At 33.9% G+C, this 26,547-nt stretch carries 28 protein-coding genes and 1 riboswitch; of the genes, 17 read left to right on the top strand and 11 right to left on the bottom strand.

Annotated features, from left to right (window positions below):
- Positions 1-49 precede the first annotated feature (49 nt).
- Positions 50-2,890, top strand: a complete 2,841-nt coding sequence (polA, locus tag T410_RS06585; RefSeq protein WP_035669726.1) for a DNA polymerase I — start codon at positions 50-52, stop codon at positions 2,888-2,890.
- 68 nt (positions 2,891-2,958) lie between these two features.
- Here polA and T410_RS06580 read toward each other — a convergent pair whose 3' ends face one another.
- The 3 genes from T410_RS06580 to T410_RS06570 form a co-directional block, all read right to left on the bottom strand.
- A complete protein-coding gene (locus T410_RS06580) occupies positions 2,959-3,741 on the bottom strand; it encodes a T9SS type A sorting domain-containing protein (RefSeq protein ID WP_035669723.1) in 783 nt (260 codons plus the stop codon).
- Between the two features lie 3 nt (positions 3,742-3,744).
- On the bottom strand, positions 3,745-4,266 hold the full coding sequence (locus tag T410_RS06575; protein WP_035669720.1) for an ankyrin repeat domain-containing protein: 522 nt from the start codon (positions 4,264-4,266) through the stop codon (positions 3,745-3,747).
- 84 nt (positions 4,267-4,350) lie between these two features.
- Positions 4,351-5,376, bottom strand: a complete 1,026-nt coding sequence (locus T410_RS06570) for a LacI family DNA-binding transcriptional regulator (protein WP_035669717.1) — start codon at positions 5,374-5,376, stop codon at positions 4,351-4,353.
- A 326-nt stretch (positions 5,377-5,702) separates the two neighbouring features.
- On the opposite strand from T410_RS06570, the gene rplM reads away from it, so the two are divergent.
- The 14 genes from rplM to T410_RS06500 all read left to right on the top strand — a co-directional run bounded on the left by rplM (position 5,703) and on the right by T410_RS06500 (position 17,129).
- Positions 5,703-6,158, top strand: a complete 456-nt coding sequence (rplM, locus tag T410_RS06565) for a 50S ribosomal protein L13 (RefSeq protein WP_035669714.1) — start codon at positions 5,703-5,705, stop codon at positions 6,156-6,158.
- The gene (gene rpsI / locus T410_RS06560; RefSeq protein WP_035669712.1) at positions 6,158-6,544 is read left to right on the top strand and encodes a 30S ribosomal protein S9; all 387 of its coding nucleotides are present in this window, start codon (positions 6,158-6,160) and stop codon (positions 6,542-6,544) included. The genes rplM and rpsI overlap by 1 nt, the downstream gene beginning before the upstream one ends.
- A 174-nt stretch (positions 6,545-6,718) precedes the next feature.
- Entirely contained in the window at positions 6,719-7,516 is a 798-nt protein-coding gene (rpsB, locus tag T410_RS06555) for a 30S ribosomal protein S2 (RefSeq protein ID WP_035669709.1), read from the top strand.
- Positions 7,517-7,649: 133 nt separating this feature from the next.
- The gene (tsf, locus tag T410_RS06550; protein WP_035669707.1) at positions 7,650-8,612 is read left to right on the top strand and encodes a translation elongation factor Ts; all 963 of its coding nucleotides are present in this window, start codon (positions 7,650-7,652) and stop codon (positions 8,610-8,612) included.
- 137 nt (positions 8,613-8,749) lie between these two features.
- A complete protein-coding gene (locus tag T410_RS06545; protein WP_035669704.1) occupies positions 8,750-9,403 on the top strand; it encodes a queuosine precursor transporter in 654 nt (217 codons plus the stop codon).
- A 3-nt stretch (positions 9,404-9,406) separates the two neighbouring features.
- Positions 9,407-9,967 (top strand): DNA-3-methyladenine glycosylase I, encoded by a 561-nt coding sequence (locus tag T410_RS06540; RefSeq protein ID WP_035669701.1) that lies wholly within the window; start codon positions 9,407-9,409, stop codon positions 9,965-9,967.
- Between the two features lie 91 nt (positions 9,968-10,058).
- Positions 10,059-10,155: riboswitch (TPP riboswitch) on the top strand.
- A gap of 63 nt (positions 10,156-10,218) precedes the next feature.
- Positions 10,219-10,425, top strand: a complete 207-nt coding sequence (thiS, locus tag T410_RS06535) for a sulfur carrier protein ThiS (protein WP_035669698.1) — start codon at positions 10,219-10,221, stop codon at positions 10,423-10,425.
- Between the two features lie 186 nt (positions 10,426-10,611).
- Positions 10,612-12,435, top strand: coding sequence for a phosphomethylpyrimidine synthase ThiC (thiC, locus tag T410_RS06530; RefSeq protein ID WP_035669695.1), 1,824 nt, complete (start codon positions 10,612-10,614; stop codon positions 12,433-12,435).
- A gap of 4 nt (positions 12,436-12,439) precedes the next feature.
- Complete coding sequence (locus tag T410_RS06525) at positions 12,440-13,039, top strand: thiamine phosphate synthase (protein ID WP_035669692.1); 600 nt, start codon at positions 12,440-12,442, stop codon at positions 13,037-13,039.
- Positions 13,012-13,767, top strand: coding sequence for a hydroxymethylpyrimidine/phosphomethylpyrimidine kinase (locus T410_RS06520; RefSeq protein ID WP_035669690.1), 756 nt, complete (start codon positions 13,012-13,014; stop codon positions 13,765-13,767). The genes T410_RS06525 and T410_RS06520 overlap by 28 nt, the downstream gene beginning before the upstream one ends.
- Positions 13,760-14,398, top strand: a complete 639-nt coding sequence (locus T410_RS06515; RefSeq protein WP_035669687.1) for a thiamine phosphate synthase — start codon at positions 13,760-13,762, stop codon at positions 14,396-14,398. Before T410_RS06520 ends, T410_RS06515 begins: the two co-directional genes overlap by 8 nt.
- A complete protein-coding gene (locus T410_RS06510) occupies positions 14,379-15,155 on the top strand; it encodes a thiazole synthase (protein ID WP_035669685.1) in 777 nt (258 codons plus the stop codon). Before T410_RS06515 ends, T410_RS06510 begins: the two co-directional genes overlap by 20 nt.
- 69 nt (positions 15,156-15,224) lie before the next feature.
- Positions 15,225-16,367: a 2-iminoacetate synthase ThiH gene (gene thiH, locus T410_RS06505; protein ID WP_035669682.1), complete on the top strand. Its 1,143-nt coding sequence runs from the start codon at positions 15,225-15,227 to the stop codon at positions 16,365-16,367.
- 51 nt (positions 16,368-16,418) lie between these two features.
- Positions 16,419-17,129, top strand: coding sequence for a HesA/MoeB/ThiF family protein (locus T410_RS06500; RefSeq protein ID WP_035669680.1), 711 nt, complete (start codon positions 16,419-16,421; stop codon positions 17,127-17,129).
- Here the strand turns inward: T410_RS06500 and T410_RS06495 are convergent.
- The 4 genes from T410_RS06495 to T410_RS06480 form a co-directional block, all read right to left on the bottom strand.
- Positions 17,126-17,920 carry an MOSC domain-containing protein gene (locus tag T410_RS06495; RefSeq protein ID WP_035669678.1) on the bottom strand — a complete coding sequence of 265 codons (795 nt, stop codon included), beginning with the start codon at positions 17,918-17,920 and terminating at the stop codon, positions 17,126-17,128. The genes T410_RS06500 and T410_RS06495 overlap by 4 nt on opposite strands.
- Positions 17,921-17,993: 73 nt before the next feature.
- Positions 17,994-18,638: a leucyl/phenylalanyl-tRNA--protein transferase gene (gene aat / locus T410_RS06490; RefSeq protein ID WP_035669676.1), complete on the bottom strand. Its 645-nt coding sequence runs from the start codon at positions 18,636-18,638 to the stop codon at positions 17,994-17,996.
- Between the two features lie 78 nt (positions 18,639-18,716).
- Positions 18,717-19,094, bottom strand: coding sequence for a DUF3127 domain-containing protein (locus T410_RS06485; RefSeq protein ID WP_035669673.1), 378 nt, complete (start codon positions 19,092-19,094; stop codon positions 18,717-18,719).
- Between the two features lie 24 nt (positions 19,095-19,118).
- The gene (locus tag T410_RS06480) at positions 19,119-20,000 is read right to left on the bottom strand and encodes a flavin reductase family protein (protein WP_035669670.1); all 882 of its coding nucleotides are present in this window, start codon (positions 19,998-20,000) and stop codon (positions 19,119-19,121) included.
- A 175-nt stretch (positions 20,001-20,175) separates the two neighbouring features.
- Between T410_RS06480 and T410_RS06475 the strand changes: the two genes are divergently transcribed.
- Positions 20,176-21,324, top strand: a complete 1,149-nt coding sequence (locus T410_RS06475) for a PAS domain-containing sensor histidine kinase (protein WP_035669667.1) — start codon at positions 20,176-20,178, stop codon at positions 21,322-21,324.
- On the opposite strand, the gene T410_RS06470 is transcribed toward T410_RS06475, so the two are convergent.
- The 3 genes from T410_RS06470 to greA all read right to left on the bottom strand — a co-directional run bounded on the left by T410_RS06470 (position 21,321) and on the right by greA (position 23,522).
- Positions 21,321-22,493, bottom strand: coding sequence for a transglutaminase domain-containing protein (locus tag T410_RS06470; RefSeq protein WP_035669665.1), 1,173 nt, complete (start codon positions 22,491-22,493; stop codon positions 21,321-21,323). The two genes, T410_RS06475 and T410_RS06470, sit on opposite strands and share 4 nt — an antisense overlap.
- Before the next feature lie 95 nt (positions 22,494-22,588).
- Entirely contained in the window at positions 22,589-22,978 is a 390-nt protein-coding gene (locus T410_RS06465) for an HIT family protein (RefSeq protein ID WP_035669663.1), read from the bottom strand.
- A 67-nt stretch (positions 22,979-23,045) separates the two neighbouring features.
- A complete protein-coding gene (gene greA, locus T410_RS06460; RefSeq protein WP_035669662.1) occupies positions 23,046-23,522 on the bottom strand; it encodes a transcription elongation factor GreA in 477 nt (158 codons plus the stop codon).
- Between the two features lie 164 nt (positions 23,523-23,686).
- Between greA and T410_RS06455 the strand changes: the two genes are divergently transcribed.
- Positions 23,687-24,106 carry a hypothetical protein gene (locus T410_RS06455; protein ID WP_035669660.1) on the top strand — a complete coding sequence of 140 codons (420 nt, stop codon included), beginning with the start codon at positions 23,687-23,689 and terminating at the stop codon, positions 24,104-24,106.
- 59 nt (positions 24,107-24,165) lie between these two features.
- On the opposite strand, the gene T410_RS06450 is transcribed toward T410_RS06455, so the two are convergent.
- Positions 24,166-26,334, bottom strand: a complete 2,169-nt coding sequence (locus tag T410_RS06450; protein ID WP_035669659.1) for a TonB-dependent receptor — start codon at positions 26,332-26,334, stop codon at positions 24,166-24,168.
- Positions 26,335-26,547: the final 213 nt, after the last annotated feature.

The following is a 26,547-nucleotide window of genomic DNA, read 5'->3' as shown; positions in this document are numbered from 1 at the left end:
CTTTATCTGACAAGTTTTGTACTTTTGAAAACTATACAAAATTTCAATCATGTCACAACAAAAACGCCTGTTCCTTCTTGATGCTTATGCTTTAATCTTTCGTGGGTATTATGCTTTTATAAAAAACCCTAGAATCAATTCTAAAGGAATGGACACATCAGCCATCATGGGATTTATGAACTCATTAATGGATGTCATCAAAAGAGAGAAACCGGACCATTTAGCCGTTGCTTTTGATAATGGAGGCAGTCAATTGAGAAATGAAATATTCCCTGAATACAAAGCACATCGAGATGCAACCCCTGAAGCTATTAAAATTGCTATTCCATACATTCAAGATTTATTGAAAGCCATGCACATTCCTATCATAGAAGTAAAAGGGTATGAAGCTGACGATTTGATAGGAACTATTGCAAAACAAGCTGAAAAACAAAACTACAAAGTCTTTATGGTAACCCCAGATAAAGATTTTGCACAATTGGTTTCTGAAAATATTTTTATGTACAAACCCGCCAGAATGGGCAACGGAATAGAAATTTGGGGAATTCCAGAAGTTTTGGCAAAATTTGAAATTGAAAGACCCGATCAAGTAATTGATTTTCTTGGAATGATGGGAGATGCTGCAGATAATATCCCCGGGCTACCAGGTGTAGGAGAAGTAACTGCAAAAAAATTATTAAAGGAATTTGGAACAATGGAAAACCTTTTGGCAAATACAGACAAGCTAAAAGGCAAAATGAAGGAGAATATTGAAGCAAACAAAGAAAAAGGATTATTATCTAAAACTTTAGCAACTATTTTATTAGACTGCCCTGTAGTTTTTGATGAAACCGATTACGAATTATCAACTCCTGATGTGGAGAAAACAGATGCACTTTTCAACGAATTAGAATTCAGAAGAATGGCTGAGCAGTTTGACGCTATATTTAAAAAAGGTGGAACAGTAACAGTTACCAATCCTGTTGACGAAGCTAAATTATATAAAAAACCGCAAGCCAAGAACGAAGAGCAATTTGATCTTTTTGGAAGTACAATTCCAGATGAAACTTCAGATGAAACTCGTCATCAATATTACAATTCGTTAGAGAACTCTGAACATTCCTATCAAATTATTCAAGGTGAATTAGGGCTAAAATTATTATTACAAAATTTACGAAACCAATCTTCCGTTTGTTTTGATACTGAAACAACAGGATTAGATGCTTTGCATGCGGAATTAGTAGGAATCTCTTTTTCTTATGAAAAAGGAAAAGGATTTTATGTTCCCTTTCCAGAAAATCAAGATGAAGCACAATCTTTAATCGAAAAGTTCATTCCTTTTTTCGAAAATGAAAATATTGAGAAAATTGGGCAGAATTTAAAATACGATTTAAAAATTCTTTCTAATTACAACATTAAAGTAGAAGGAAAATTATTCGATACCATGATTGCACATTATCTGATTAATCCCGATATGCGTCATAATATGGATATTCTAGCAGAAACTTATTTGAAATATTCTCCGAAATCTATCGAAGCTTTAATTGGAAAAAAAGGAAAAAACCAGAAATCAATGCGCGACGTTGAACTGGAAGAAATAAAAGAATATGCAGTCGAAGATGCTGATGTAACTTTGCAACTCAAAGAAATATTCACTTTGGAATTAGACAAAACCGGTACCAAAAAGCTTTTTGAAGAAATCGAAATTCCATTGGTAAAAGTTTTGGCTGATATGGAAAAAGAGGGAATTCGTGTTGATGTAGCTTTCTTGAAATCTCTATCAAAAACATTAGATGATGATATTAAAATATTAGAAGCAAACATATTTGAAACTGCTGGAGAAAAATTCAATTTAGCCTCTCCAAAACAATTAGGCGATATTTTATTCGACAAATTAAAAATTGGAGGCGTTAAACAAAAGAAAACAAAAACTGGCCAATATGCTACAGGAGAAGAGATTCTAAGCTATTTGGCTTTGGAAAATCCAATAGTAAAAGACATTCTTGATTGGCGTCAATTAATTAAACTTCAAAACACTTACGTTGATGCTTTACCAAACCAAGTAGATAAAATCACGAACCGAATACATACCGATTATATGCAAACCGTAGCTGCAACTGGGCGTTTGAGTTCTAATAATCCTAACTTACAAAATATTCCGATTCGTACCGAACGTGGAAGACAAATCAGAAAAGCATTTGTAGCCAGAGACGAAAATTACACGATTGTTTCTGCCGATTATTCTCAAATAGAACTTCGCATTATTGCAGCATTGAGTGGTGAAGAAAACATGATTGCTGCCTTTCAAAATCATGAAGACATTCACAAATCTACCGCATCAAAAGTCTTTAATGTTCCATTAGAAGACGTTACTCGTGAACAACGAAGCCATGCCAAAACGGTAAATTTTGGTATTATTTATGGTGTTTCGGCATTTGGATTGAGTAACCAAACCTCGCTTTCCCGTTCCGAAAGCGCCGCATTGATTGAAGCCTATTATAAAACGTATCCAAGATTAAAATCTTACATACAAGAACAAATTGAATATGCACGAGAAAATGGATTTGTGCAAACAATTCTTGGCCGTCGCCGCTACTTGAAAGACATTAATTCCGCAAATGCCATCGTTAGAGGTGCTGCAGAAAGGAATGCCGTGAATGCTCCAATACAAGGAAGTGCTGCTGATATTATTAAAATTGCGATGATTAATATTCATGAAAAACTAACAGCCGAAAACTGGAAAAGCAAAATGTTATTACAGGTACATGATGAACTTGTTTTTGATGTTCATAATTCAGAGCTCGAAAAAATCCAACCTTTAATAAAATACGAAATGGAACATGCGTTTAAACTCGATGTTCCTTTGGATGTCGATTTAGGAGCCGGGAAAGATTGGCTAGAAGCGCATTAAGACAGTAATTTAAAACAAAAAAAGGCTAATTTAAATTAATAAATTAGCCTTTTTTTTTATAATTACAACTATTGAATGATCATCACTTTTTTCCAAGATTTTTCGTTTTCGTTTTGAAGTTCTATTAAATAAACTCCTGATTGTAAACCTCTCACTTCAAGATCTGAAGCTTTATTATTTTCGACATTTATAGTTTTTACCAAAACCCCAACTTGGGAATAAATACTAATTTTTCGTAAAGTTGATTTAGTTTTTATAATAAATTTATCATTCGCTGGATTTGGATAAATCACAGATGCATTCAAAGTAAAATCTTCTACTCCAAGAGTACTAAAATAATTAGAGAGGGAATATCCCCAATTGCTTTCGCCGTGATAACCCATTTGAAAAGCTGGCGCAATACCACTTCCTCTTGCCCAAGCAAAATCTATATTGGTATCAGAGAAATTGAAATTAAAATCGTTTACACCATCACCTAAAAAGTTTCTTTGTAAAATAATTGTCCTTACGCTTCCATTTACTGTGTCCGACAAAACAACCCAATTGTTTGTTACGTCAACATTTGGGGTAGTATAACCTCCAGCAAAATTGCAATCAATTATTGTATTTTGATTAACATAAACTATATCTTCTGCTGCTTTCATCCCTTCATTAAAGCCAAACTTTCCAAAATGTATTCCAAACCACCTGTCTGAAGGTCCCGTTATTTTTAAAGCAACCTTACTTGTTAAATTGTCTAAAGTTAAATTAGCCGTCATATCCGTAGTAAGGATCACTATTCCAGTAGATTTTTGTTGAGAAAAACCAACAAAGTAAAATAGTATTAATAATAAATTTACTAACTTTTTCATTTTTTACTTTAATAAATTTATTATTTTTTCATCTCCTAAAAATACAGCATACTCAAAAGCGGTTTTCCCTTTATTGTCAATTTTTGTTTTATCAGCATTATAAAATAAAAGTAATTTTACCAATACGATACTTTTAAACATAATGGCGAAAATCAAGGCAGTAGTTCCGTTTGAATCCGCACTGTTAACGTCCGCTTTGTTTTTTAATAACAACTGGGTTATTTGAATGTTCCCTTTAACAACTGCAGCCATTAGCGAGGTCCCCATAGGACTTGAAGTATTTACGTTGCTGTGGTGTTCAAGAAGAAATTTTGCCGTTTCGTAATTGTTGTGATAACAGGCTAAAATCAATGGTGAGAACCCATTTTCATTTGTCAAAAATATAGCTTTCGGGTTATTTTCGAAAATCTCTTTCATTTGTTTAAGATTTCCATTTCTTGACACATCAAAAACATCCAATTTCACTTGAGAAAAAGTAGTGTTGAAGAAAAGCAAATGCACAACAATAAAGTAGATTTTTTTCATACAGCTTTTATATAATACAAAGAAATATCTTTATATGCCTGAAAAAATTTAAACAATGTTATGTTTCTGTTATTTAACTAATTACTAAAGAGCCCTTGTAGATTCTCTTTCTTTCAATTTTGTTTTAATAACAACCGTCTCATACGGCAAATTCTCTTCTTTCGATTCTAATCTGTCAATAAGCAACTTAGCTGCAACTTCTCCTATCTCAATTCCATGCTGGCTAACAGTAGTTAGACTTGGCGATAACCTTCTTGATGCAAGAATGCCATCTGCAAAACCTATAATAGAAATTTCTTCCGGTACTTTATATCCTTTTTTGATAGCAATACGCAATGCAGCCACTGAGTCATTTTCCTCCAAGGCAAAAATCCCATCAATTATATTTTTCTCAAAAATGTTTTCAATTTTATCCTTTAAATCATCCTCTGAATCTGTACGAATAATTAAATTCTCATTCACAGGAATATTATTATTCGCCAATGCTTTAAGATACCCTTCACTTCGTAATATACCAACACTTAAATTATCTACCGAGGAGAATAAAGCTATATTCTTGCACCCTAAATCTATTAAATATTGAGTAGAATTTAAAGCAGAATCAAAATCATCAACTATTACTTTATCACAATCTACTCCCTCAGCAATTCTATCAAACATCACTATAGGAGTTCCATCATTAATAATTTCTTTGAAATGATTGTATTCATGAAGTTTTTGAGCTTCTTCTGAAACCGATAGAATAAAGCCATCAATTGTCCCATTACTCAACATTTCAAGGGTATGCGCTTCTTTTTCTAATGATTCATTAGAGATACACATTATTACATTATATCCTTTTTCATCAGCAATTTTTTCAATTCCGCTAAATACTTTTGCAAAAAAAGAATTCAGTATGTTAGGAATAATAACACCTATGGTTTTTGTCTTTCTGTTTTTAAGGTTTAAACCAATAACATTTGGTTTATAATTTTTAAGTTTTGCATATTCCTTAATTTTAATTTTTGTTAATTCACTTATTTCAGGACTATCGTTAAGTGCTTTTGAAACTGTTGAAACAGAAACATTTAATTCTTTTGCAATTTGTTTTAAAGTTGCTTTAGCTTTCATAGATCAGAATTTATTGTTTTTTGATGATTAAAAGAATCATTTAATTTATTTTCTTGTATAAAATTATAGTTATTTCGTAACATAAACCCCCTTTTACAAAACTATAATATACGTATTTTATTTCACAACAAATGTAATACAATTATTTAAAGACCTAATATAAGTATAATCCAAAAAACACATCATAAATTTATTTTAAATATACATTTGATTATCAGTACAAAAACATATAAAAAATATTCTTTTAAGGTATTTGTATTTAAAATAATTAATTGTACTTTTGCAACCCCTTTATTGGGGATGGAATGTTTAATTAAAAATATATTATGGACGCATTAAGCTACAAGACACAATCAGCAAGCAAAGCCACAGTTACAAAAGAGTGGATTGTTGTAGATGCTGATGGTCATAACTTAGGTCGTCTTGCTTCAAAAGTCGCTATGATTTTAAGAGGTAAGTACAAGCCAAGTTACACACCACACGTGGACTGCGGTGATAACGTAATCGTTATCAACTCAGAAAAAATCAACCTTACAGGTAACAAAATGGATGAAAAAACATACATCCGTCACACTGGTTACCCAGGAGGTCAAAGAACTTTAACTGCTAAAGTATTGCAATCAAAAAACCCTGCATTACTAGTTGAAAAAGCAATAAAAGGGATGTTACCTAAAAACAAATTAGGAGCTGAACTTTTTAGAAATTTAAATGTTGTTGTAGGATCAGAGCACAAACAAGGCGCTCAAAAACCTAAAACAGTTAACCTTAACGATCTTAAGTAATGGGAGTTATTCACAAAATCGGTAGAAGAAAAACCGCTGTTGCACGTGTTTATGTTTCGGAAGGAACAGGAGTAATCACTGTGAACAAAAAAGCATTCGAAACATACTTCCCAACTGCAACTTTACAATACAAAGTATTACAACCTATGTCTATGACAGAAAACGTAAGCAACTTTGACGTAAAAGTTAACGTTTATGGTGGTGGTTCAACTGGTCAAGCAGAAGCTGTAAGAATGGCATTAGCACGCGTTATGTGTGAAGTAAATGCTGAAAACAGAGGGATTTTGAAACCAGAAGGTTTATTGACAAGAGATCCAAGAATGGTTGAACGTAAGAAATTCGGTCAGAAGAAAGCTCGTAAGAGATTCCAATTCTCTAAACGTTAATATTACCTGTCTTGTTCAAATAGGACAAGACATTGTCAATTATTTATTGAAATTAAAAAAAACAGTTGTTGTTGCTCTCCTACTGAGGTAGGAAATAGTTTAGCATCTAAATGTATATAGCCGAGAAATCGCCATTTATGCATTGCTAATCAACAGAACGTAAACTAGAACAAAATGGCAAACAAAGTAGAAGTAAAAGAATTACTAGAAGCAGGTGTTCACTTTGGACACATGACTAGAAAATGGGATCCAAACATGGCTCCTTACATTTATATGGAGCGTAATGGTATTCACATTATCAATCTATATAAAACTGCAGCAAAAATTGAAGAAGCTAATGAAGCTTTGAAAAAAATCGCTGCATCAGGTAGAAAAATATTATTCGTTGCTACCAAAAAACAAGCAAAAGACATCGTTGCTGAAAAAGCAAAAGCTGCAAACATGCCTTACATCACTGAAAGATGGCCTGGTGGAATGCTAACTAACTTCGTAACTATCCGTAAAGCTGTTAAAAAAATGGCTACTATTGATAAAATGAAGAAAGATGGTACATTCATGACCCTTTCTAAAAAAGAGCGTTTACAAGTTGATCGTCTTCGTGCTAAATTAGAGAAAAATTTAGGTTCAATCGCTGACATGTCTAGACTACCAGCTGCATTGTTCGTAGTTGATATCAAAGCGGAACATATCGCAATAAAAGAAGCTCAAAAATTAAACATTCCAGTTTTCGCAATGGTGGATACTAATTCTGACCCAAGAGAGGTTGAATACGTAATCCCATCTAACGATGATGCTTCTAAATCAATTGATAAAATTTTATCTTTAGTTACAGCTGCAATTGTTGAAGGACTTTCTGATAGAGGTTCTGACAAAGAAGGTGACGCAACTGCTGAAGTTGTTGCTCCTGCTGCTGAAGCTGTAGAAGTTGCTCCTGCTGTAGAAGCTGCTGCTCCAACTGCAACTGAAGAATAAATAAACATTTAATTCCAAGTTTTAAATTCCTCTCCAAAAATAATTAGAAACAATATGTTGATAATTTAATAAAATTGGAAATTGGATTTAACACTTGGAATTTTTTACTTTTAACCTTAAAAAATAATACAACATGGCAACAATTACTGCTGCAGACGTAAATAAATTAAGACAAACTACAGGCGCCGGAATGATGGACTGTAAAAAGGCTTTAGTTGAAGCTGATGGAGATTTTGACAAAGCTATTCAAAACCTTAGAGAAAAAGGACAAAAAGTAGCTGCTAACCGTTCTGACCGTGAATCTTCTGAAGGAGCTGCTGTATCTTTTATTAATGCAGACAAAACTAAAGGAGCTATCATCACTTTAAACTGTGAGACAGATTTCGTAGGTAAAAACGAAGCTTTCGTAACTTTAGCTAAAGAATTAGTTGAAAGAGCGATTAACTACTCTTCTAAAGAGGAATTTTTAGCTTCAGATTTCAACGGAATTACTGTTGCTGAAAAACTAATCGAGCAAACTGGAGTAATTGGAGAAAAAATTGAAATCGGTGGTTTTGAAATTTTAGAAGGTGCTTTCGTTGGATCTTATGTTCACGTTAACAAAATTGCTGCTTTAACTGCAATATCTGCACCAATTGCTAATGGTGACGTTTTAACTAAAGACATCTCTATGCAAGTGGCTTCTATGGGAGCTGATACATTATCTTATAAAGATTTTGACCCATCTTTCGTTGATTCTGAACTTGCTGCTCGTATTGCTATCATCGAAAAAGAAAATGAAGAAGCAAAACGTTTAGGAAAAACATTGAAAAATGTTCCTAAACACATTTCTTTCTCTCAATTAACTGAAGAAGTTTTAAAACAAGCTGAAGAGGATGCTAAAGCTGAATTAAAAGCTGAAGGTAAACCAGAACAAATTTGGGATAAAATTATCCCTGGAAAAGTTCAACGTTTCATCTCTGACAATACTACTTTAGATCAAGAGAAAGCCTTATTAGATCAAAACTTCATCAAAGATGACAGTAAAAAAGTTAGCGATTATGTTAAAGGATTCAACGTTGAGATTACAGGTTTCAAAAGAGTTACTTTAGGATAATTTATTGCGAGGAACGAAGATTACATTAGTAAATTTCACAACCCGAATTTATATAAAATCCCATCTTATTTGAAAAAACGAGATGGGATTTTTCTTTTAAAAATAAAATCCTAAATTTGAAAAACTAATAATTTTTTATGTTTAGATCAAAAAAAGATGTTGTGTTTGTTATTCTAGCAGGAATCTTCATTACCAATGCAGTTGTAGCAGAATTAATTGGTGGGAAATTGATACAAGTTGGTCCTTTCGTTATGAGCATCGGAATTTTGCCGTGGCCAGTAGTTTTCCTAACTACCGACTTAATCAACGAATACTTTGGAGAAAAGGGAGTGAAAAAATTGTCCTATATCACCGCTTGCTTAATTGCCTATGCCTTCATCATTCTGCTTTTAGCAATACTTGTTCCCGCTGCAAAAGGAATTAGTCCCGTAAATGATTCCCAATTTTACGCAGTATTTGGTCAAAGTATGTGGATTATTGCCGGTAGTATAATTGCTTTTTTAGTTTCCCAATTAATTGATGTAACCGTTTTTTGGTTCTTCAAAAACAGAACAGGAGAACGAAAAATATGGCTCCGAACGACCGGTTCAACAGTAGTTTCACAATTATTCGATTCCTTTATTGTACTAGGAATTGCATTTTGGTTACCTGGAAAAATCAACTTTGACACTTTCCTTAGTTCTGCGATAACCGGTTATACATTCAAATTAGGAATTGCTATTTTATTGACTCCCTTGATTTATTTAGGACACCATTTAATAAAAAAATATTTATCAGAAGAAACAGAATAAATCATGCAAGAAAAAACAAGATGTAAATGGTGTGTTGGTATTGCTATTTACGAAAAATACCATGACGAAGAATGGGGTGTTCCAGTCTATGATGATCAAAAATTATTTGAATTCCTAATTTTGGAAACCTTTCAGGCTGGTTTAAGTTGGATTACAATTTTAAAAAAGAGAGAAAATTTCAAATTAGCTTTTGATAATTTTGACTATACGAAAGTTGCACTTTACACCGAAGATAAAATCCAAGAATTATTACAAGACACTGGTATTATTCGCAATCAATTAAAAATCCGTTCTGCGGTTTCAAATGCTATTTCGTTTATGAAAATACAGGATGAATTTGGCAGTTTTTCCAAATACATTTGGGAATTCACCGAAGGTCAACCAATAAATAACAATCGCAAAACGCTAAAAGAAGTTCCTGCCACCACTCCACTTTCGGACGCTATCAGTAAAGATTTAAAAAAACACGGGTTTAAATTCATGGGCTCTACAGTAGTTTATGCGCACATGCAAGCGACCGGAATGGTAGACGATCACATAGAAGATTGCTGGAAAAAACAGTAACTTTTTCAAAATCAATAACAAAAAAAGTTCGAAAAGTTTTATTTTTTTTCAAAATTTAAGAATTACGTATTAAATAATATCCTATTTTTGCTCCACACTTTAGGGGTGTCTACAACATTGTAGGCTGAGAATTACCCTCTGAACCTGATCTAGTTCATACTAGCGTAGGGAAAAGTAAGATGACTTCTGCGCATATTTATGCGCCATTGTAGCCATTCCTAAAGTATAACTGTATACTAAATTCAAAAGGAATGGAGCTCAAAATCAACAATCAAACAAAACAATTTGCATCTGACAGTCTAACTGTTCAAGCATTACTTGACTTGGAAATTCCCATAAAACAAAGTGGAATTGCCATAGCCATTAACAATACCGTGATTCCAAAATCCAACTGGAATTCCCATCTCATACAAGAAACCGACGACATTATTATCATTTCTGCAACTCAAGGAGGATAGTTTGGCTGCTCGGGCGGGCTATCCACTTCAAGTCCGCAGTTGCAAACCTATAAAATAGAGTCTTAGTCAAAGCTTCCTTACGGTCGCTTCACCAATCCTTATTTTATTAGGCTTTCCTCTTTACGGGCTTTCCATTACTATCCCTAGCAGAAGACGAAAATCCCTAAAATATTAAACTTCAAACAAATGAATAACGAAGAAAAAATCTCAAGAACTCCTTTTCCAAATTCGACAAAAATTTACGTAGACGGAACTATTCATCCCATAAAAGTAGCGATGCGTGAAATTGCATTGGCAGACACTAAAATGTCAAATGGCAGAATAGAAAAAAACCCTCCAGTAACCGTTTACGATACTTCGGGCCCATTTACGGACCCAAATATCGAAATTGACATTAGAAAAGGATTGCCGCGCATTCGCGAACAATGGATTCTGGATCGTAATGACGTCGAAGAGTTAACCGAAATCTCATCTGAGTATGGAAAAAAGCGCTTGAATGACGAAAGACTAAATGAATTGCGTTTTGAATATTTACACAAACCCATGCGTGCCAAAAAAGGAGCCAATGTGTCCCAATTGTACTATGCAAAACAAGGGATCATTACTCCCGAAATGGAATACATCGCCATTCGTGAAAACCAACGCTTAGAACTAATAAATGAACAAACTAAGACAATGCAATGCCAACACGCTGGTCAAAGTTTTGGAGCTAATACCCCAAAATCTAAAATCACACCTGAATTTGTTCGTAGCGAAGTGGCTAGAGGTCGTGCTATTATTCCAAATAACATCAACCATCCCGAAAGTGAACCTATGATTGTAGGCCGTAATTTCTTGGTAAAAATCAATGCAAACATTGGTAACAGTGCCGTGACCTCAACAATAGAAGAAGAAGTAGAAAAGGCAGTTTGGGCTTGCCGTTGGGGAGCTGACACGATTATGGACTTGTCAACAGGTAAAAATATTCACGAAACCAGAGAATGGATTATTAGAAATTCTCCAGTACCTATTGGAACGGTTCCTATTTACCAAGCTTTGGAAAAAGTTAATGGCGTTGCCGAAGATTTAACTTGGGGAGTATTCCGCGATACTTTAATAGAACAAGCCGAACAAGGTGTGTCTTATTTCACTATTCATGCCGGCGTTTTATTGCGTTACATCCATTTAACAGCCAACCGCGTTACCGGAATTGTTTCCCGCGGTGGTTCTATTATGGCAAAATGGTGTCTGTTTCACCACAAAGAAAACTTTCTTTATACTCATTTCGAGGAGATTTGCGAAATCATGAAACAGTATGATGTAGCTTTCTCATTAGGAGATGGTTTACGTCCCGGTTCTATTGCCGACGCAAATGACGCCGCACAATTCGCCGAATTGGAAACACTTGGAGAACTGACAAAAATAGCATGGAAACATGACGTTCAGGTATTTATTGAAGGACCCGGTCACGTACCAATGCACATGATTAAAGAAAACATGGACAAACAATTAGAACATTGTGACGAAGCTCCTTTTTATACTTTAGGACCATTAACAACAGATATCGCTCCAGGTTATGATCACATCACTTCTGCTATTGGTGCAGCGATGATTGGTTGGTACGGCTGCGCAATGTTATGCTATGTAACACCAAAAGAACACCTTGGCTTACCCAACAAAAAAGACGTTAAAGATGGTGTTATTACTTATAAGATTTCCGCACATGCAGCTGATTTGGCCAAAGGTCATCCAGGATCACAATACCGTGACAATGCATTGAGCAAAGCACGATTTGAATTCCGTTGGGAAGACCAATTCAACTTGTCATTGGACCCAGATACTGCTCGTGAATTTCATGATGAAACCTTACCAGCAGATGGTGCAAAAGTGGCTCATTTTTGCTCAATGTGCGGACCAAAATTCTGCTCTATGAAAATTTCACAAGAAATACGTGATGTTGCCGAAGCCGAAAAAGGGATGCAAGAGAAATCACAAGAATTTGTAGAAAGTGGAAAAGAAATTTATAGCTAAATAAATGATAGTTATTTCCAATCCCACTTTTATAAAGAATGAAATCAGCACTATACATGATCTTTTCGAGAATGGGATGGAGTTATTTCATGTTCGTAAACCCGATTTTTCTACAGCCGAAATGAAAGCTTTCTTATCGGAAATAAAATCAGATCATAGACGAAATTTAGTTTTACACAGCCATCATCAATTAGCAGAAGCAATTGGAATTAATCGCATTCATTTTACAGAAAAAATGAGAACCGAAACATCTGAAGAACGTTTAAAAAAATGGAAAGAAAAAAAATTTACACTCTCTACTTCCCTTCACAAAATGGTTGATTTTGAAAAATTATCTGATGTTTTCGATTATGCGTTTTTTGGACCCGTTTTCGAAAGTATTTCTAAACCAAATTACATTTCGAATCTTGATTTTAAAAAAGAATTGGAACAAAGAAAGAATAACATAACAACATTGATTGCGCTAGGAGGAATTACATCTGAGAGAATCAAAACTGCATTAGGATATGGTTTTGATGATGTGGCGCTTTTAGGCATCATTTGGAACAGCAACAACCCAATAGAAAATTACAAACTATGTCAACAAATCGCCCTTTCGTATTAACAATTGCAGGTTTTGATCCTTCTGGTGGTGCAGGAATTTTGGCAGATGCGAAAACATTCGAGCAACATCATGTCTATGGATTTGCAGTGAATACCGGTAATACCATTCAAACTGAAAATGAATTCTTCGAAATGCAATGGACTGACTTAGATTTTGTTTTGAAATCAATGGAAAAATTGTTCGACAACTATTCTATCAAAGCTGTAAAAATTGGAATTATTCCTTCATTGGATTATTTAAAAGAAATTGTTTCACTTATAAAAAAGCTTTCGCCAAAAACAAAAATAATTTGGGATACGGTTTTGAAGTCCAGTAGCGAATTCAATTTTACAACCATCGAGAACCAATATATTTTGATAGAAATCTTAAAAAAAATAGATTTAATAACACCCAATTACAATGAGATTCTACAATTGTCAACGGGAGAAAATAATCCTGTTTTAATTGCACTTGAACTGTCAAAATACTGTTCCACTTTACTTAAAGGAGGTCATAATCCATTTGCAGTAGGTATTGATTATTTATATACCGGAATTGAAATCTTCAGGCTTACGCCAAATAACACTTTAGTTTTCGAAAAGCATGGCTCCGGCTGTGTACTATCATCCGCTATTACAGCCAATTTAGCCTTGGGACAAGACCTAAAAACAGCATGCAGCAACGCTAAAAAGTATACAGAAACCTATTTACAATCTAACCAAACTAAATTAGGATATCATCATGTATAACCAATTACAATACATTTCGCAAGGAACCACAGTCAAAGAACAATTATACAACATCCATCAAGCTTTGGACAATGGCTGCGACTGGATTCAAATGCGATTCAAGTACCAGAAACCGAAAAAAACATTTGCTTTGGCGGAAGCCATAAAATTTTTGTGTGAAGAATACCTCGCCAATTTCATCATCAACGACAATGTAGATTTAGCCAAACAATTTGCTGCCGACGGTGTTCATCTTGGACTTTCGGATATGGGAGTTGCAGAAGCAAGAGAAATTTTGGGCAAAACCAAAATCATTGGAGCAACTGCAAATACGGTTGAAGACATAATCCGTCAAGTAAATAATGGTTGTGATTACATTGGTTTAGGTCCTTTTCAATATACAAAAACCAAAAATAATTTAAGTCCGATTCTGGGACTTGAGGGCTACGAATCCATAATTAGCAAACTGAAAGAGAAGCAAATTGAAATTCCCATCTATGCCATTGGCGGTATTACATTGGAAAATGTAGAAAGTCTAATGGAAACTGGAATTCATGGTATTGCGGTTTCTGGAATCATTACCAAAAGTGACCAAAAAAACAAACTCATTACTGAACTTAACGAAAAATTACATGGCAACTTCATTATATAAAATAGGAGACAAAACCTTCGAATCCCGCTTGTTTTTAGGCACAGGGAAATTCGGTTCCAACCAACAAATGGAAGAAGCCATTTTGGCGTCTGGGAGCGAATTAGTTACCGTGGCACTGAAACGTGTCGATTTAGAAACCGAAACCGATGCTATTTTAGCACATCTCAAACACCCAAGAATTAATTTATTACCCAATACTTCGGGTGCAAGAAATGCTAAAGAAGCCATTTTTGCAGCACAATTAGCCAGGGAAGCATTAGAAACCAATTGGCTGAAACTGGAAATTCATCCCGATCCAAGATTTTTATTACCTGATCCTATCGAAACCTTAAAAGCCACAGAAGAATTGGCCAAGTTAGGATTTATCGTTTTGCCTTACATTCATGCGGACCCCGTTTTGTGCAAACGTTTGGAAGACGCCGGAACTTCAGCGGTAATGCCTTTGGGCTCGCCGATAGGCAGCAACAAAGGATTAAAAACCATTGATTTTTTAGAAATCATTATCGAACAAAGTAGAGTTCCTGTAATTATTGATGCCGGAATTGGCGCGCCATCTGATGCAGCAAAAGCAATGGAACTTGGAGCTGATGCGGTTTTAGTAAATACTGCAATTGCTGTGGCAGGAAATCCAATACTGATGGCAGAAGCTTTCAGAGAAGCTGTAGTCGCTGGTCGAAAAGCATACGAAGCGCAATTAGCACAAAAAGTAAATCGAGCAGTGGCTTCGAGTCCTTTGACAGCATTTTTATATGAATAATCGTCCCTGAAAGGAAGAAAAAGCTAAACATGACAATCAAATGACGATTATTAAATAACCAACTAAACAATGAACACATTCAAATCAGTTTTTGATAATTATAATTGGGACACTATTAAAACCAAAATATACAGCACTAATTCACTACAGGTCGAATATGCATTAGCCAAAAACAAACGCAGTCTCGATGATTTTCTGGCATTAATTTCACCTGCTGCTAAGCCCTATTTAGAGCAAATGGCGCAACTGGCACATGAATTAACTAAAAAAAGATTCGGCAAAACGATTCAGATGTATGCTCCTTTGTATTTAAGTAACGAATGTCAGAACATTTGCACCTATTGTGGTTTTAGTTTGGATAACAAAATAAAACGAAAAACACTCACTGAAAGTGAAATTACGTTAGAAATTGAGGTCTTAAAAAAAGCGGGATTTGATCATGTTTTGTTGGTTACCGGCGAAGCCAATTATACGGTAAACATTCATTATTTTCTAAAGGCAATTACACAAATAAAAAATGACTTTTCCACCATTTCAGCCGAAGTGCAGCCTTTATCAACAGAAGAATACGAGCAATTACATGATGCTGGTGTCTATTCAATTTTAGTATATCAGGAAACGTATCATCGTGATGTTTATAAACAATACCATACAAAAGGGAAAAAATCCAATTTCGATTATCGTTTGGAAACACCGGATCGAGTAGGAACTGCAGGTATTCATAAAATTGGATTGGGTGTTTTATTAGGATTGGAAGATTGGCGTACGGACAGTTTTTTCAACGCCTTGCATTTAGATTATTTGCAAAAAACGTATTGGCAAACTAAGTATGCAGTTTCTTTCCCTAGATTAAGACCCGCAGAAGGAGTTATTGAGCCCAACTTTATCATGGATGATACCGATTTAACCCAACTCATTTGTGCCTACCGTTTGTGGAATGAAGATTTAGAAATCTCCATGTCAACCCGTGAAAATGAAAAATTTCGTGATAATATCATTCCTATTGGGATTACCAGTATGAGTGCCGGTTCTAAAACCAATCCTGGAGGCTATGTTGTGGATCCGCAATCCTTGGAGCAATTTGAAATCAGTGATGAGCGTTCAGCTTGGGAAATTGCAAAAGTAATTTCCAGTAGAGGATACGAACCCGTTTGGAAAGATTGGGATAAAACCTTCAGTCAAAAGCCGAATGTCGAAAGTCAAAGGATTTAAAATAATTTTGACTTTCAACTTTATGACTTTTCAACTTTAAGCTTAATAAATATGAGTATTATTCAAGACTTTTTACGATATAACAGACAAATGATATTGCCCGAGATAGGTGATTCGGGACAAGAAAAACTCAAGAAAGCTAGCGTTTTGGTAATTGGTGCAGGCGGACTGGGTTGTCCTATTTTACAATATATAGCAACGGCTGGAGTAGGAACCATAGGAATTGTAGATTTTGACACAATAGAATTGCACAACCTGCACCGGCAAATATTATATACTGAGAAACATGTTGGTCAATCAAAATCAATTACGGCAAAATCAGTTTTAGAAACTTTAAATCCATTGATTGCTGTTATCGCCTTTGAAGAAAAATTAACAATGGAAAACGCCGCACAAATTATTAAAGCCTTTGATGTGGTTGTTGACGGTTGTGATAATTTTGCTACACGCTATTTAGTAAATGATATTTGCGTAACGTTAGGAAAACCATTAATCTATGGCAGCATATTGAAATTTGAGGGACAAATGGCGGTTTTCAATCATAACGGAAGTAAGAATCTTCGGGATTTGTTCCCTGAACCTCCAAATCCAAAAGACGTTCCCAATTGTAATTTGAATGGCGTATTAGGTACGCTTCCGGGAATTATCGGCACAATGATGGCGAATGAAACTTTGAAACTGATTATGGATTTACCGACTTTAGAAAATGAATTAGTACTTTTTGATAGCTTGAATTGGAGTTTCAATAAACTTAAATTCTAAAAACTCAAAACATCCCCTACGCTAACAATCCCTTTTTCAACGCAGACTAAATTAGTCCCAAAAAGAACACTATTATCCACTTTTCGGTATTTACTTAATGTCTTTAGCGGTTCTTTTAATACAATACTTTTCAATGGATCATTATTAACCATTATGCATCTGCCGCAAGGTTTTACATTTTGGAAGGTAACATTGCCTATTTTTATAATACCAAAATGATCCTCTTCATGAGCAATGCTACTATTAATAACAATATTGGGTCTAAATCTAGCAATAGTAATTTTATCTTTTAATTTTTCATTTAAATGATCTAAACTTTCGCTCCCTACTAATAAATAGGGGTAACCATCGGCTAGACTAACATTAAAAGTAACATTCAATGCCGTACTTTTATGTTTTCGATCTCCAACTTCTAGGATTTTTACCAATTTACAAGTAAAACTAAGACATTCACTAAACCAATCGGAGGTCGTTTTATTAACTTCGAAAACTTCGCTTTGATCATCCCAAACAGGCACTGAAATTGGACTATTTAGACTTTCGTTAATAAAAAAAGTATGCTTTTTACCTTGATACGTGATCTCAATTGTATCTTCTAAAATTTGAGGCTGAAATTGACTGAGAATAGGATGCTCTCTTTGACTTATAAATTGATTATTTTCATCAATCAACATCCATCGTCTGTCATTTTCAAAACCCATTTCTTCGGCCTTGGCACTTTGACAGCTAATTCCTCCTAAACTTTTAATGGGATAGATGTAGATTTCGCTAATAAAAAGAATATTATCCATTATATATTAAAATTTAGTTGGCTACAAAAACACTTATTTTTCAAAATCAAAAATCAAAGAAAGATATCCAAACTTACTTTTTAGAAACATTCAAAATACTAATGAATTCGTTTCTGTCAATTTCCCTACAGCCTAAACTTTCGAGATGAGGATTATAAACCTGACAATCTAGCAATTTATAATTGGCTGTTTTCAATTGTTTTACCAAAGTAATAAAGGCTACTTTTGAAGCATTAGAAACTGTAGAAAACATACTTTCACCACAAAAAACATGACCTAAATCGACACCATACAAACCACCAACCAAAACCTCATCTTGCCAGACTTCTACTGATTTAGCAATACCTAATTCGTTCAATTTGCAATAGGCTTCAATCATATCATTGGTAATCCAAGTTCCATTTTGACCATCGCGTTTTATGTTTTGACAATTAGAGATTACCTCTCTAAAATTCTGATTAAACGTAACCTTGAAAATATTCCTATTGAGAATGTTACGCATACTCTTGGAAACAATCAATTCATCCAGAAACAAAACCATTCTGGGATTAGGTGACCACCATGTAATAGGTTCCCCATCTTCAAACCATGGAAAAATCCCATTCGCATAAGCAAGCTGTAGACGCTCAGTCGACAAATCTCCTCCAAGAGCAAGAATGCCCGAAGAATTAGTCTGCGAAACCGGAGGAAAGGATAATGCTGCAGTTAAATAATACATTCTTTATTAAAAAATAAAACCCGACAGTTAATAAAATAGCTGTCGGGTTTGATTATACATCAATAGAAAATCAAATGATTAAAATGGTAAATCGTCTGCTTCTTCTTCGTTTAAGTTTGTAGCTGGCGCAAATGCTGCAGCTGCAGGCATAGGAGGCATTTGTGCAGCTGGAGCTTCAGCTTGTAACTTTCCTATTCTCCATCCTTGGATTGTATTGAAATAAACAGTTTCTCCCTGAGGATTTGTCCATTCTCTACCTCTTAAATTAATATCAATTTTTACAGCTTCACCTGCTTGAAAACCGTTCAATAAGTCACATTTATCCTGAACAAACTGAACTAGAATATGTTGTGGATACTGCTCGTCAGTTGTAACAACTACATCTCTTTTTTTGAAACCTCCAGATCCAACTTCTTTAGTTTGATCGATCATTTTAATTTTTCCTGTAACTTCCATCTTCTATGTTTTAATTGTTTTGCTCTATTTTTTTCTTTCTGCCAAAAGTACTTTCCACGCTGAAAATACATCATTATTATCTAAATATTTTTTAGCTTCTAAATGTACTTTCACAACATCATCGGAACTTAAAACCCCTTTTACTGCAAAATTTTGCTGTACAAATATACTAACTTCCTCCAATGTAGGCAAGGCTTCTACATTTCCTAATTTACCTAAATCATTCCCATTAAAAACAATGCTTTCTTTTACAAAATTTGGAATTGCATCCACTCCAATTCCTAGTGTTGACAATGGTTTTGGCACTTCAAATAGTCCTTGATTTGATCTGGAATACCAGTTGCCACCTAATCTTGAAACTAAATCTATTTTATACTGATCAATTGCTCCGTTTTCGTCCAAAATAGATTCGTCAATATGAATACGCAATACTTCACAAAGAATCAAATTTCCTGCACCTCCTTCACTTCCCAAAGGAATAATCTGAGTAACTTTACATTCAAATTGAACCGGTGATTCTTTTACCCTGAAAGGCTTTACCACTTCGGAAGGAATTGGAGTCAAACCTGACTTTATAAACTCATTTACTCCATCAGCATATTCCGTACTTGCCAGAGAAGTTTGTTGAACCATATCATAATTCACCACATTAATTACTACTTCACGAGTTGCTTCGGCATTAATTAAAGTATGTTTAATCGAATTATCACGAACCCGTCTTGCCGGTGAAAAAATAAGGATTGGCGGATTGGCACTGAACACATTAAAGAAACTAAAAGGCGATACATTAGGAATTCCATTGACACCAATAGTACTTGCAAAAGCGATAGGTCTTGGTCCAACAGAGCTTTGCAAATAGCCTTGCAACTTAGCCGTTTCAATACTTTTGGGATCAATACTAATCATATATTTTTAATTTATCTTCTAAAGATACAAAAGTAGACAATTGAATCAAGTTTAAGAAGTAGTAATCGAGATTTAGAATAAAAACAAGGTGTGATTTTTTGAAAAAATATTCTTTGATTAAAACTAAAATACTAAAGCAATAATTTCGTTATATTTATAATTCAAAATTTAATTTATGCAGTTTTCTGAAAGAAGAAATACAACCCGTTGGATCATTATTTTCGCTTCCTTTTTAATAATTTCATTGATTCTTTGGAACACTTATACGTTTTTTCAAATCTTTAAAAATGAAGAACGATTAAAAATGAACCTTTGGGCAAAGGCTCAAAAAACTCTTATTAACGCTGGCGAAAATACAGATGTTGAACTTCCTCTTCAGATTTTCAGTAATAATACCTCAATCCCCATAATATTGACGGAAAATGATAGCATCATAAATACGGTAAATATTGATGATGCAATTGTAAAAAATAAAACTAAGGCAAATGCATTTTTACACGATTTGAAAAACGAAAACGACCCGATTGTAATTGAATATGTCCCTGGAAAATTTCAAAAACTATATTACGGTAATTCCGCATTACTGAATAAACTAAAATACTATCCCGTTGCATTAGTACTAATCATAGTGCTTTTTGGCGGATTGGTTTACAACTTTTACAGAAGTACAAAAATGGCCACGCAAAACAAACTTTGGGCTGGAATGGCTAAAGAAACCGCACATCAAATAGGGACGCCACTTTCCTCCTTAATAGGCTGGGTTGAACTCCTGAAATCCGAAAATGTAGATGAAACTACTACTTTCGAAATTGAAAAAGACATTGAACGTTTACAAACCATAACAGATCGTTTCTCAAAAATTGGTTCTGAACCAAAATTAGAAAACAAAGATATTGTAGCAGAAACACAGCAATCTTATGATTATTTACAATCCCGATTTTCGAAACAAATTGAATTTTCCTTTAAAGCGCCTAAATTTCCAATAATAGTATCATTAAACCCTACTTTACACAGTTGGACAATAGAAAATCTGGTAAAAAATGCTATTGACGCTATGAAAGGACGCGGAAAACTAGCTTTAGAAATAGAACAAGAAGGTGACTATGTAAAAATAAACATTATCGATTCCGGAGGTGGGATTCAGAAAAAGCAATTCAAAACTATCTTTGAACCTGGCTTTACCACTAAAAAACGCGGTTGGGGTTTAGGACTTTCTTTAACCAAGCGAATTGTGGAAGAATACCACAAAGGAACCATAAAAGTGCTTAACTCCGAAATAGGAAAAGGGACTACTATGCAAGTTAGTTTTAAAAAAGCAACTTAATTTAATGGAACTCCAGACCAAAAAACCTTTGTAAACATCGTTTTTCTTAAGGTTCTTGGTTTACTTAAATATTCTTGCACAAATTTTTCATGTTCTTTTGCCTGTCCTAAAACATCATTGATAGATTTTTTTAATGAACTTAAATTAGAAGAATTACTCTTTCCAACCGCACCAACGCTATAAATAGTGTCTTGGCATTGCGTTAATTTTTTAATCGGCAATTCGATCATTTGGCTGATTTCATCATCAGATAAAACGGGCTTGAACTTATTATTCCTATAATGAATAAATTCATTTAATAAATCAACAGCATCATTGTAATTGTTGACTATTGAATTCAATTTTTCAATATTTGTATTATGTAGCAAATAAGCGATTTCTTTTTTCTTACGTTCTAAACGTTCTAAAATTATTGAGTTTATCACACCGTTTTTCTCTATCCGTGCTGCAGATTCTAATAATTTATCACTTTCTGATAAAGCATTGTATTTCACAATTTCACTTTCAAAATTGAAGTACTTCTTTGACTTATTAATTTGAGTTAAACCTTCATAAAATTCATTATTGGTCGTAGGGTAATTTAGAAACTGCCACAAATAATCAAATGGAATATGGGAAGAAATTAATTTACTTGGTTCTACTTTAAAATAAGATTCATTTAATTTTTTGAAAAATCTCCCATTGTTTACATACCCTGAAGCCCAAGTAGGGTCAAATAAATACCACTTAGATCCAAGTTTTGCCGCACACCAAGCATGGGCCAAATTTGACACTTTCCCATATTGCTTAGTATAACCTTCAATTATATAGGATTGTATCCCCATTTTATTCATAATATCATTAAATACGGTAGCGTAATGAATACAAACACCTTTCCTTGTTTTCAAGGTTTTTAGTATTTGCTCTTGTGGAGTTATATTAAAATTAACAGAAAACATATTAGCGGCATCGTAGCTAATATTTGACGCAGTCCAATAAAAAGCCGCGCGTACTTTGTCCGTTTCTGTTTTAAAATTGGTATTTATATAATTGGCAATAGCCTCTGTAGAATTTGTAGAATTCGCTGAGATAGCATCCATTTTATTATCAATCAAAATATATCCTGAGCTATCCTGACCAAAACTTACAAGGGATAAAAATAAAGAAATCGCTAAATAAATATTTTTCATCTTAACGTGTAAACATATAAATTAAAAGGGAATAGATTTTCACCTATTCCCTTCCTTAACGAAAACCATACCAATTTATTTTTATTGAAAAAATATTATAAATTGGCTTTTATATGTATTGCCAATGCTTCAAATTCCTCTTTAGACATTGAAACCTTATTTTGAAAACGCATTTCATCCATTTCATTCAATGGTATCAAATGAACATGAGCATGAGGAACTTCAAGACCTATAACAGCCATTCCAATTCTTTTACACTGAACCGTTTTCTCTAATGCAATGGCTATCTTTTTTGAGAACTGCATAAGCCCGATATACAACTCATCTTCAATCTCAAAAATCTTATCAATTTCCTGTTTTGGAATACAAAGCGTATGTCCTTTTGCATTTGGATTTACGTCCAAAAAAGCGATAAAATTTTCATCCTCAGCAATTTTATAACAAGGGATTTCTCCGTTTATGATTTTTGTAAAAATACTTGACATCGTGAATATGATTAATTATTGAATTGATTAATCGATTAAACAATTAACCGATTGAACTTTTATATATTTAGTCGCGTGAAATTTCTAAAATCTCAAACTTCAAAACACCATTAGGAACCGTAATTTCAGCAAACTGACCAACTGATTTTCCTAGTAATCCTTTGCCAATTGGAGAAGTTACAGAGATTTTTCCAGTTTTTAAATCTGCTTCACTTTCAGCAACCAAAGTATATTTCATTTCCATTCCATTGGTTTGGTTTTTGATTTTTACGTTCGACAAAACCAATACTTTAGAAAGATCTAGATGCGTTTCATCTATTAATCTAGCGTTAGAATGTACTTCTTCCAGTTTTGCAATTCTCATTTCAAGCATTCCTTGCGCTTCTTTGGCTGCATCATATTCTGCATTCTCAGACAAATCTCCTTTGTCTCTTGCTTCAGCTATATCTGCAGATGCTTTTGGACGCATTACACTTTTCAAATAATCTAATTCTTCTCTTAACTTCTTTAATCCTTCCGCGGTGTAATAAGATACTGTGCTCATAATTTCGTCATTTATATAAATAGAAAAAATCCCATCAGGACGGGATTTCTTTCCACAAAGATACTATTAATTTTTTATAGCCTATAAATATATGTTAATCATATATAATTCAAAGTTAAATAAATTAAATTTGTTTCGCTAATTCTTTTAATATATTTTGAATAATGAAAAAACTGCTTTTGGTATCCCTGATTATTCCTTTTTTCTTTGCTTGCAGTGATAATGGTTTTAACAATAAAAACCCATATATACCTAATTACACTTTTACTTTAGATCTCAATATGAATTTGCCCGCTTACTCGATTCTACAATATCCTAGTAACGCAGTTTATTATTCTGGAGTTGGAGCCAAAGGGATCTTTGTATTCAATACAGGAAGTGGTTATAATGCATTCGATGCTGCGTGTCCTAATCAAGCACTGAGTACTTGTTCTACCATGACTATAAAAGGAATTAACGCTATATGCTCTTGTGATAATAAAGAATACAGTTTGTTTACGGGCCAAGCCCAAGGTGGTGCACAATATCCCTTAAAACAATATCGTGTGGAAGTTAATGGAAATATCCTTAGAGTGTACAATTAAAGCATAAAAAAATCCTGACAGTTAAACTATCAGGATTTTTTGTTTTAATCAATAATAACCTAAAACTTCAGCGTTAATCCAACCAAAAAGTTAATTCCGGCTTGTGGATAATAGTAGGGATAAACATCCCACATATACCCATTGGAAACATATTTCTTGTCTAAAACATTATTTATCAAACCAGTCACAATAATTGATTTAAAAACTGATTTTGGTTTGATTTCATAAGCTATATTCAAATCGTTCACGAAATAATCTGCCAACTTTGCAGCCGGTAATTCGATATTATTCATGTATTGTTTTCCTACAAATTTTTGCATCCAAGAGATCTGAAAATTTTCTATAGGTTTATAAACCAAAATATTTCCAACAATTACAGATGGTGAATAAGCAATATCAGTAGTTCCGTAATTCTCCCCTTCAACCGCTAAATCAATATTTTTATTAGCACTCAAGGTAAAATTAGGGCGAATGATAAATTGTTCCGATACCGCGATTGTAGCATCAACTTCAAGTCCTAAACGGTAACTTTTTTCGCTATTAGATCGAATTGGACTTCCTACATCATCTAATTTTCCAGTTAATATCAACTGGTCTTTGTAGGCCATATAATATACGTTCGAATTAAATTTCACTTTGTCAGAAGCATATCTCCAACCTAATTCAAAGTCATTCAACTTTTCTGGCTTAGCATTTCCGCCTTCATAATCCGTTCTGTTTGGTTCCCGATTAGCTCTTGCATAGGAAAAATAAAGCTTGTTTTTACTATTGATGTCAAAATTCAATCCCGCCTTTGGGTTGAAAAAATTAAAATTATCATTTACGGAACCAGTTTCATAACTATCTGCTTTATAATGTACATTTCTAAGTTGCAAATCTCCAAATAAACTTATTCCGTCCGTTATTTGATAGTTTGCTTTTGCAAAAACATTACCATCTGTTTTAGTTGCAAAATCATCATAATAATGATCTCCCAACTCACTTTGAGAGGCATAACGAGCCCAAATTACTTTTCCAAAATGACTGCCTTCATATTTATTGTAACCACCGCCAAAAATAACATCAAGCTTTTCAGTTGCATAATTTGCAGAAAATGTAGTTCCATAGAAATCATTATCCAACCATTTTTGACGAATTAAATCCGTTGTTGTTAAAACGCCTACTGGCTGCAATCCATAGTCAGAAAAATTAGCGTCTTCTTTATAATTTTCATAATATCCTTTTCCTTTAGTATAATGAAAAGCTAAATTAGTACTCCAATTACTAGATACTTTTTCGTTCCAATGTAATTGATAATGATCTTGTTGATAATTATCCGTTTCGTTATTATAATATCTTACATTACCTAACTCATCCGTAAAAATTCCAGAGGAATTAAACGTTCTGTCACTGTTTAAAGTTGCTTCGTCAATTCCGTTCCAAGATTGGTAGGTTTTTTCTTTTCCACCAAAAGCCAACGCTTTAATTAAAGTAGTTTTCCCTACATAAGTTCCTTGTAGAAAATACGATTTCAAGTCAGAAGCACCTCTATCTACATAACCATCTGATTTTAATGCTGACAAACGACCTGCAATTTCAAAATGGTCATTCATCAATCCTGTGCTAAATTTTACGGTATGCTTTTGAGTATTAAAACTTCCAAATGAATTAGAAATTTCTCCAGATGGTTTATCAGAATAGGAATCCGTCAACATGTTTAAACTCGCCCCAAAAGCACCTGCTCCATTTGTTGAAGTTCCTACACCACGCTGCAATTGCAGACTCTCCACCGAAGAGGCAAAATCCGGCATATTTACCCAATACGTTCCATGGCTTTCGGAATCATTATAAGGAATTCCGTTGATAGTGACATTAACTCTTGTTGCATCGCTACCACGAACACGGATTCCAGTATACCCCACTCCATTTCCAGCATCAGATGTCGTGACAACTGAAGGCAAATAATTCATCAAAATGGGAATGTCTTGTCCTAAGTTTCGAAACTTGATTTCTTTTTTGTCCAAATTACTAAAACTAACTGGTGTTTTTGAAGTAACACGAACTGCCGAAACCAAGACTTCATCCAGTTGGTTTACTTTTGTGGTGTCTTTTACTTGAGAAAAAGAGACTACAGAAAATAGAGAAAAGATAATAGATAACAGACGAATTAATACTAGGTTAGAAGGTTTCGTCTTTGTGCTGTGTGTGTTTTCGCCTTTGCGGCCAATAAAATAAAATAAAGTGTTCATCCGTAAAAAGATTACGAATAAAAGGGGGAATTATTCTTTTGTTAAATTAATAAATGATTGTTTCCTATGACAAATCGAATTATAAAACACTCTTTTCTGTCATTTTTTCCCTTGACAACATTACTTGTCCAGGTTCTTTGGGTATAATCTCAGCTCGTAATTTAGAGCACCCCTTTGAGACGGTACAAAAGTAGTTTTTTTAGTTTAAAGTTA

Source organism: Flavobacterium sp. 83 (genome assembly GCF_000744835.1).
Lineage (GTDB): Bacteria > Bacteroidota > Bacteroidia > Flavobacteriales > Flavobacteriaceae > Flavobacterium.
This window is presented reverse-complemented; position numbering and strand designations above follow the sequence as displayed.

What these genes read in the sequence shown, in the direction of transcription:
- polA (WP_035669726.1), top strand. Translation starts at nt 50, where the DNA reads ATGTCACAACAAAAACGCCTGTTCCTTCTTGATGCTTATGCTTTAATC.
- T410_RS06580 (WP_035669723.1), bottom strand. Translation starts at nt 3,741, where the DNA reads ATGAAAAAGTTAGTAAATTTATTATTAATACTATTTTACTTTGTTGGT.
- T410_RS06575 (WP_035669720.1), bottom strand. Translation starts at nt 4,266, where the DNA reads ATGAAAAAAATCTACTTTATTGTTGTGCATTTGCTTTTCTTCAACACT.
- T410_RS06570 (WP_035669717.1), bottom strand. Translation starts at nt 5,376, where the DNA reads ATGAAAGCTAAAGCAACTTTAAAACAAATTGCAAAAGAATTAAATGTT.
- rplM (WP_035669714.1), top strand. Translation starts at nt 5,703, where the DNA reads ATGGACGCATTAAGCTACAAGACACAATCAGCAAGCAAAGCCACAGTT.
- rpsI (WP_035669712.1), top strand. Translation starts at nt 6,158, where the DNA reads ATGGGAGTTATTCACAAAATCGGTAGAAGAAAAACCGCTGTTGCACGT.
- rpsB (WP_035669709.1), top strand. Translation starts at nt 6,719, where the DNA reads ATGGCAAACAAAGTAGAAGTAAAAGAATTACTAGAAGCAGGTGTTCAC.
- tsf (WP_035669707.1), top strand. Translation starts at nt 7,650, where the DNA reads ATGGCAACAATTACTGCTGCAGACGTAAATAAATTAAGACAAACTACA.
- T410_RS06545 (WP_035669704.1), top strand. Translation starts at nt 8,750, where the DNA reads ATGTTTAGATCAAAAAAAGATGTTGTGTTTGTTATTCTAGCAGGAATC.
- T410_RS06540 (WP_035669701.1), top strand. Translation starts at nt 9,407, where the DNA reads ATGCAAGAAAAAACAAGATGTAAATGGTGTGTTGGTATTGCTATTTAC.
- thiS (WP_035669698.1), top strand. Translation starts at nt 10,219, where the DNA reads ATGGAGCTCAAAATCAACAATCAAACAAAACAATTTGCATCTGACAGT.
- thiC (WP_035669695.1), top strand. Translation starts at nt 10,612, where the DNA reads ATGAATAACGAAGAAAAAATCTCAAGAACTCCTTTTCCAAATTCGACA.
- T410_RS06525 (WP_035669692.1), top strand. Translation starts at nt 12,440, where the DNA reads ATGATAGTTATTTCCAATCCCACTTTTATAAAGAATGAAATCAGCACT.
- T410_RS06520 (WP_035669690.1), top strand. Translation starts at nt 13,012, where the DNA reads ATGTCAACAAATCGCCCTTTCGTATTAACAATTGCAGGTTTTGATCCT.
- T410_RS06515 (WP_035669687.1), top strand. Translation starts at nt 13,760, where the DNA reads ATGTATAACCAATTACAATACATTTCGCAAGGAACCACAGTCAAAGAA.
- T410_RS06510 (WP_035669685.1), top strand. Translation starts at nt 14,379, where the DNA reads ATGGCAACTTCATTATATAAAATAGGAGACAAAACCTTCGAATCCCGC.
- thiH (WP_035669682.1), top strand. Translation starts at nt 15,225, where the DNA reads ATGAACACATTCAAATCAGTTTTTGATAATTATAATTGGGACACTATT.
- T410_RS06500 (WP_035669680.1), top strand. Translation starts at nt 16,419, where the DNA reads ATGAGTATTATTCAAGACTTTTTACGATATAACAGACAAATGATATTG.
- T410_RS06495 (WP_035669678.1), bottom strand. Translation starts at nt 17,920, where the DNA reads ATGGATAATATTCTTTTTATTAGCGAAATCTACATCTATCCCATTAAA.
- aat (WP_035669676.1), bottom strand. Translation starts at nt 18,638, where the DNA reads ATGTATTATTTAACTGCAGCATTATCCTTTCCTCCGGTTTCGCAGACT.
- T410_RS06485 (WP_035669673.1), bottom strand. Translation starts at nt 19,094, where the DNA reads ATGGAAGTTACAGGAAAAATTAAAATGATCGATCAAACTAAAGAAGTT.
- T410_RS06480 (WP_035669670.1), bottom strand. Translation starts at nt 20,000, where the DNA reads ATGATTAGTATTGATCCCAAAAGTATTGAAACGGCTAAGTTGCAAGGC.
- T410_RS06475 (WP_035669667.1), top strand. Translation starts at nt 20,176, where the DNA reads ATGCAGTTTTCTGAAAGAAGAAATACAACCCGTTGGATCATTATTTTC.
- T410_RS06470 (WP_035669665.1), bottom strand. Translation starts at nt 22,493, where the DNA reads ATGAAAAATATTTATTTAGCGATTTCTTTATTTTTATCCCTTGTAAGT.
- T410_RS06465 (WP_035669663.1), bottom strand. Translation starts at nt 22,978, where the DNA reads ATGTCAAGTATTTTTACAAAAATCATAAACGGAGAAATCCCTTGTTAT.
- greA (WP_035669662.1), bottom strand. Translation starts at nt 23,522, where the DNA reads ATGAGCACAGTATCTTATTACACCGCGGAAGGATTAAAGAAGTTAAGA.
- T410_RS06455 (WP_035669660.1), top strand. Translation starts at nt 23,687, where the DNA reads ATGAAAAAACTGCTTTTGGTATCCCTGATTATTCCTTTTTTCTTTGCT.
- T410_RS06450 (WP_035669659.1), bottom strand. Translation starts at nt 26,334, where the DNA reads ATGAACACTTTATTTTATTTTATTGGCCGCAAAGGCGAAAACACACAC.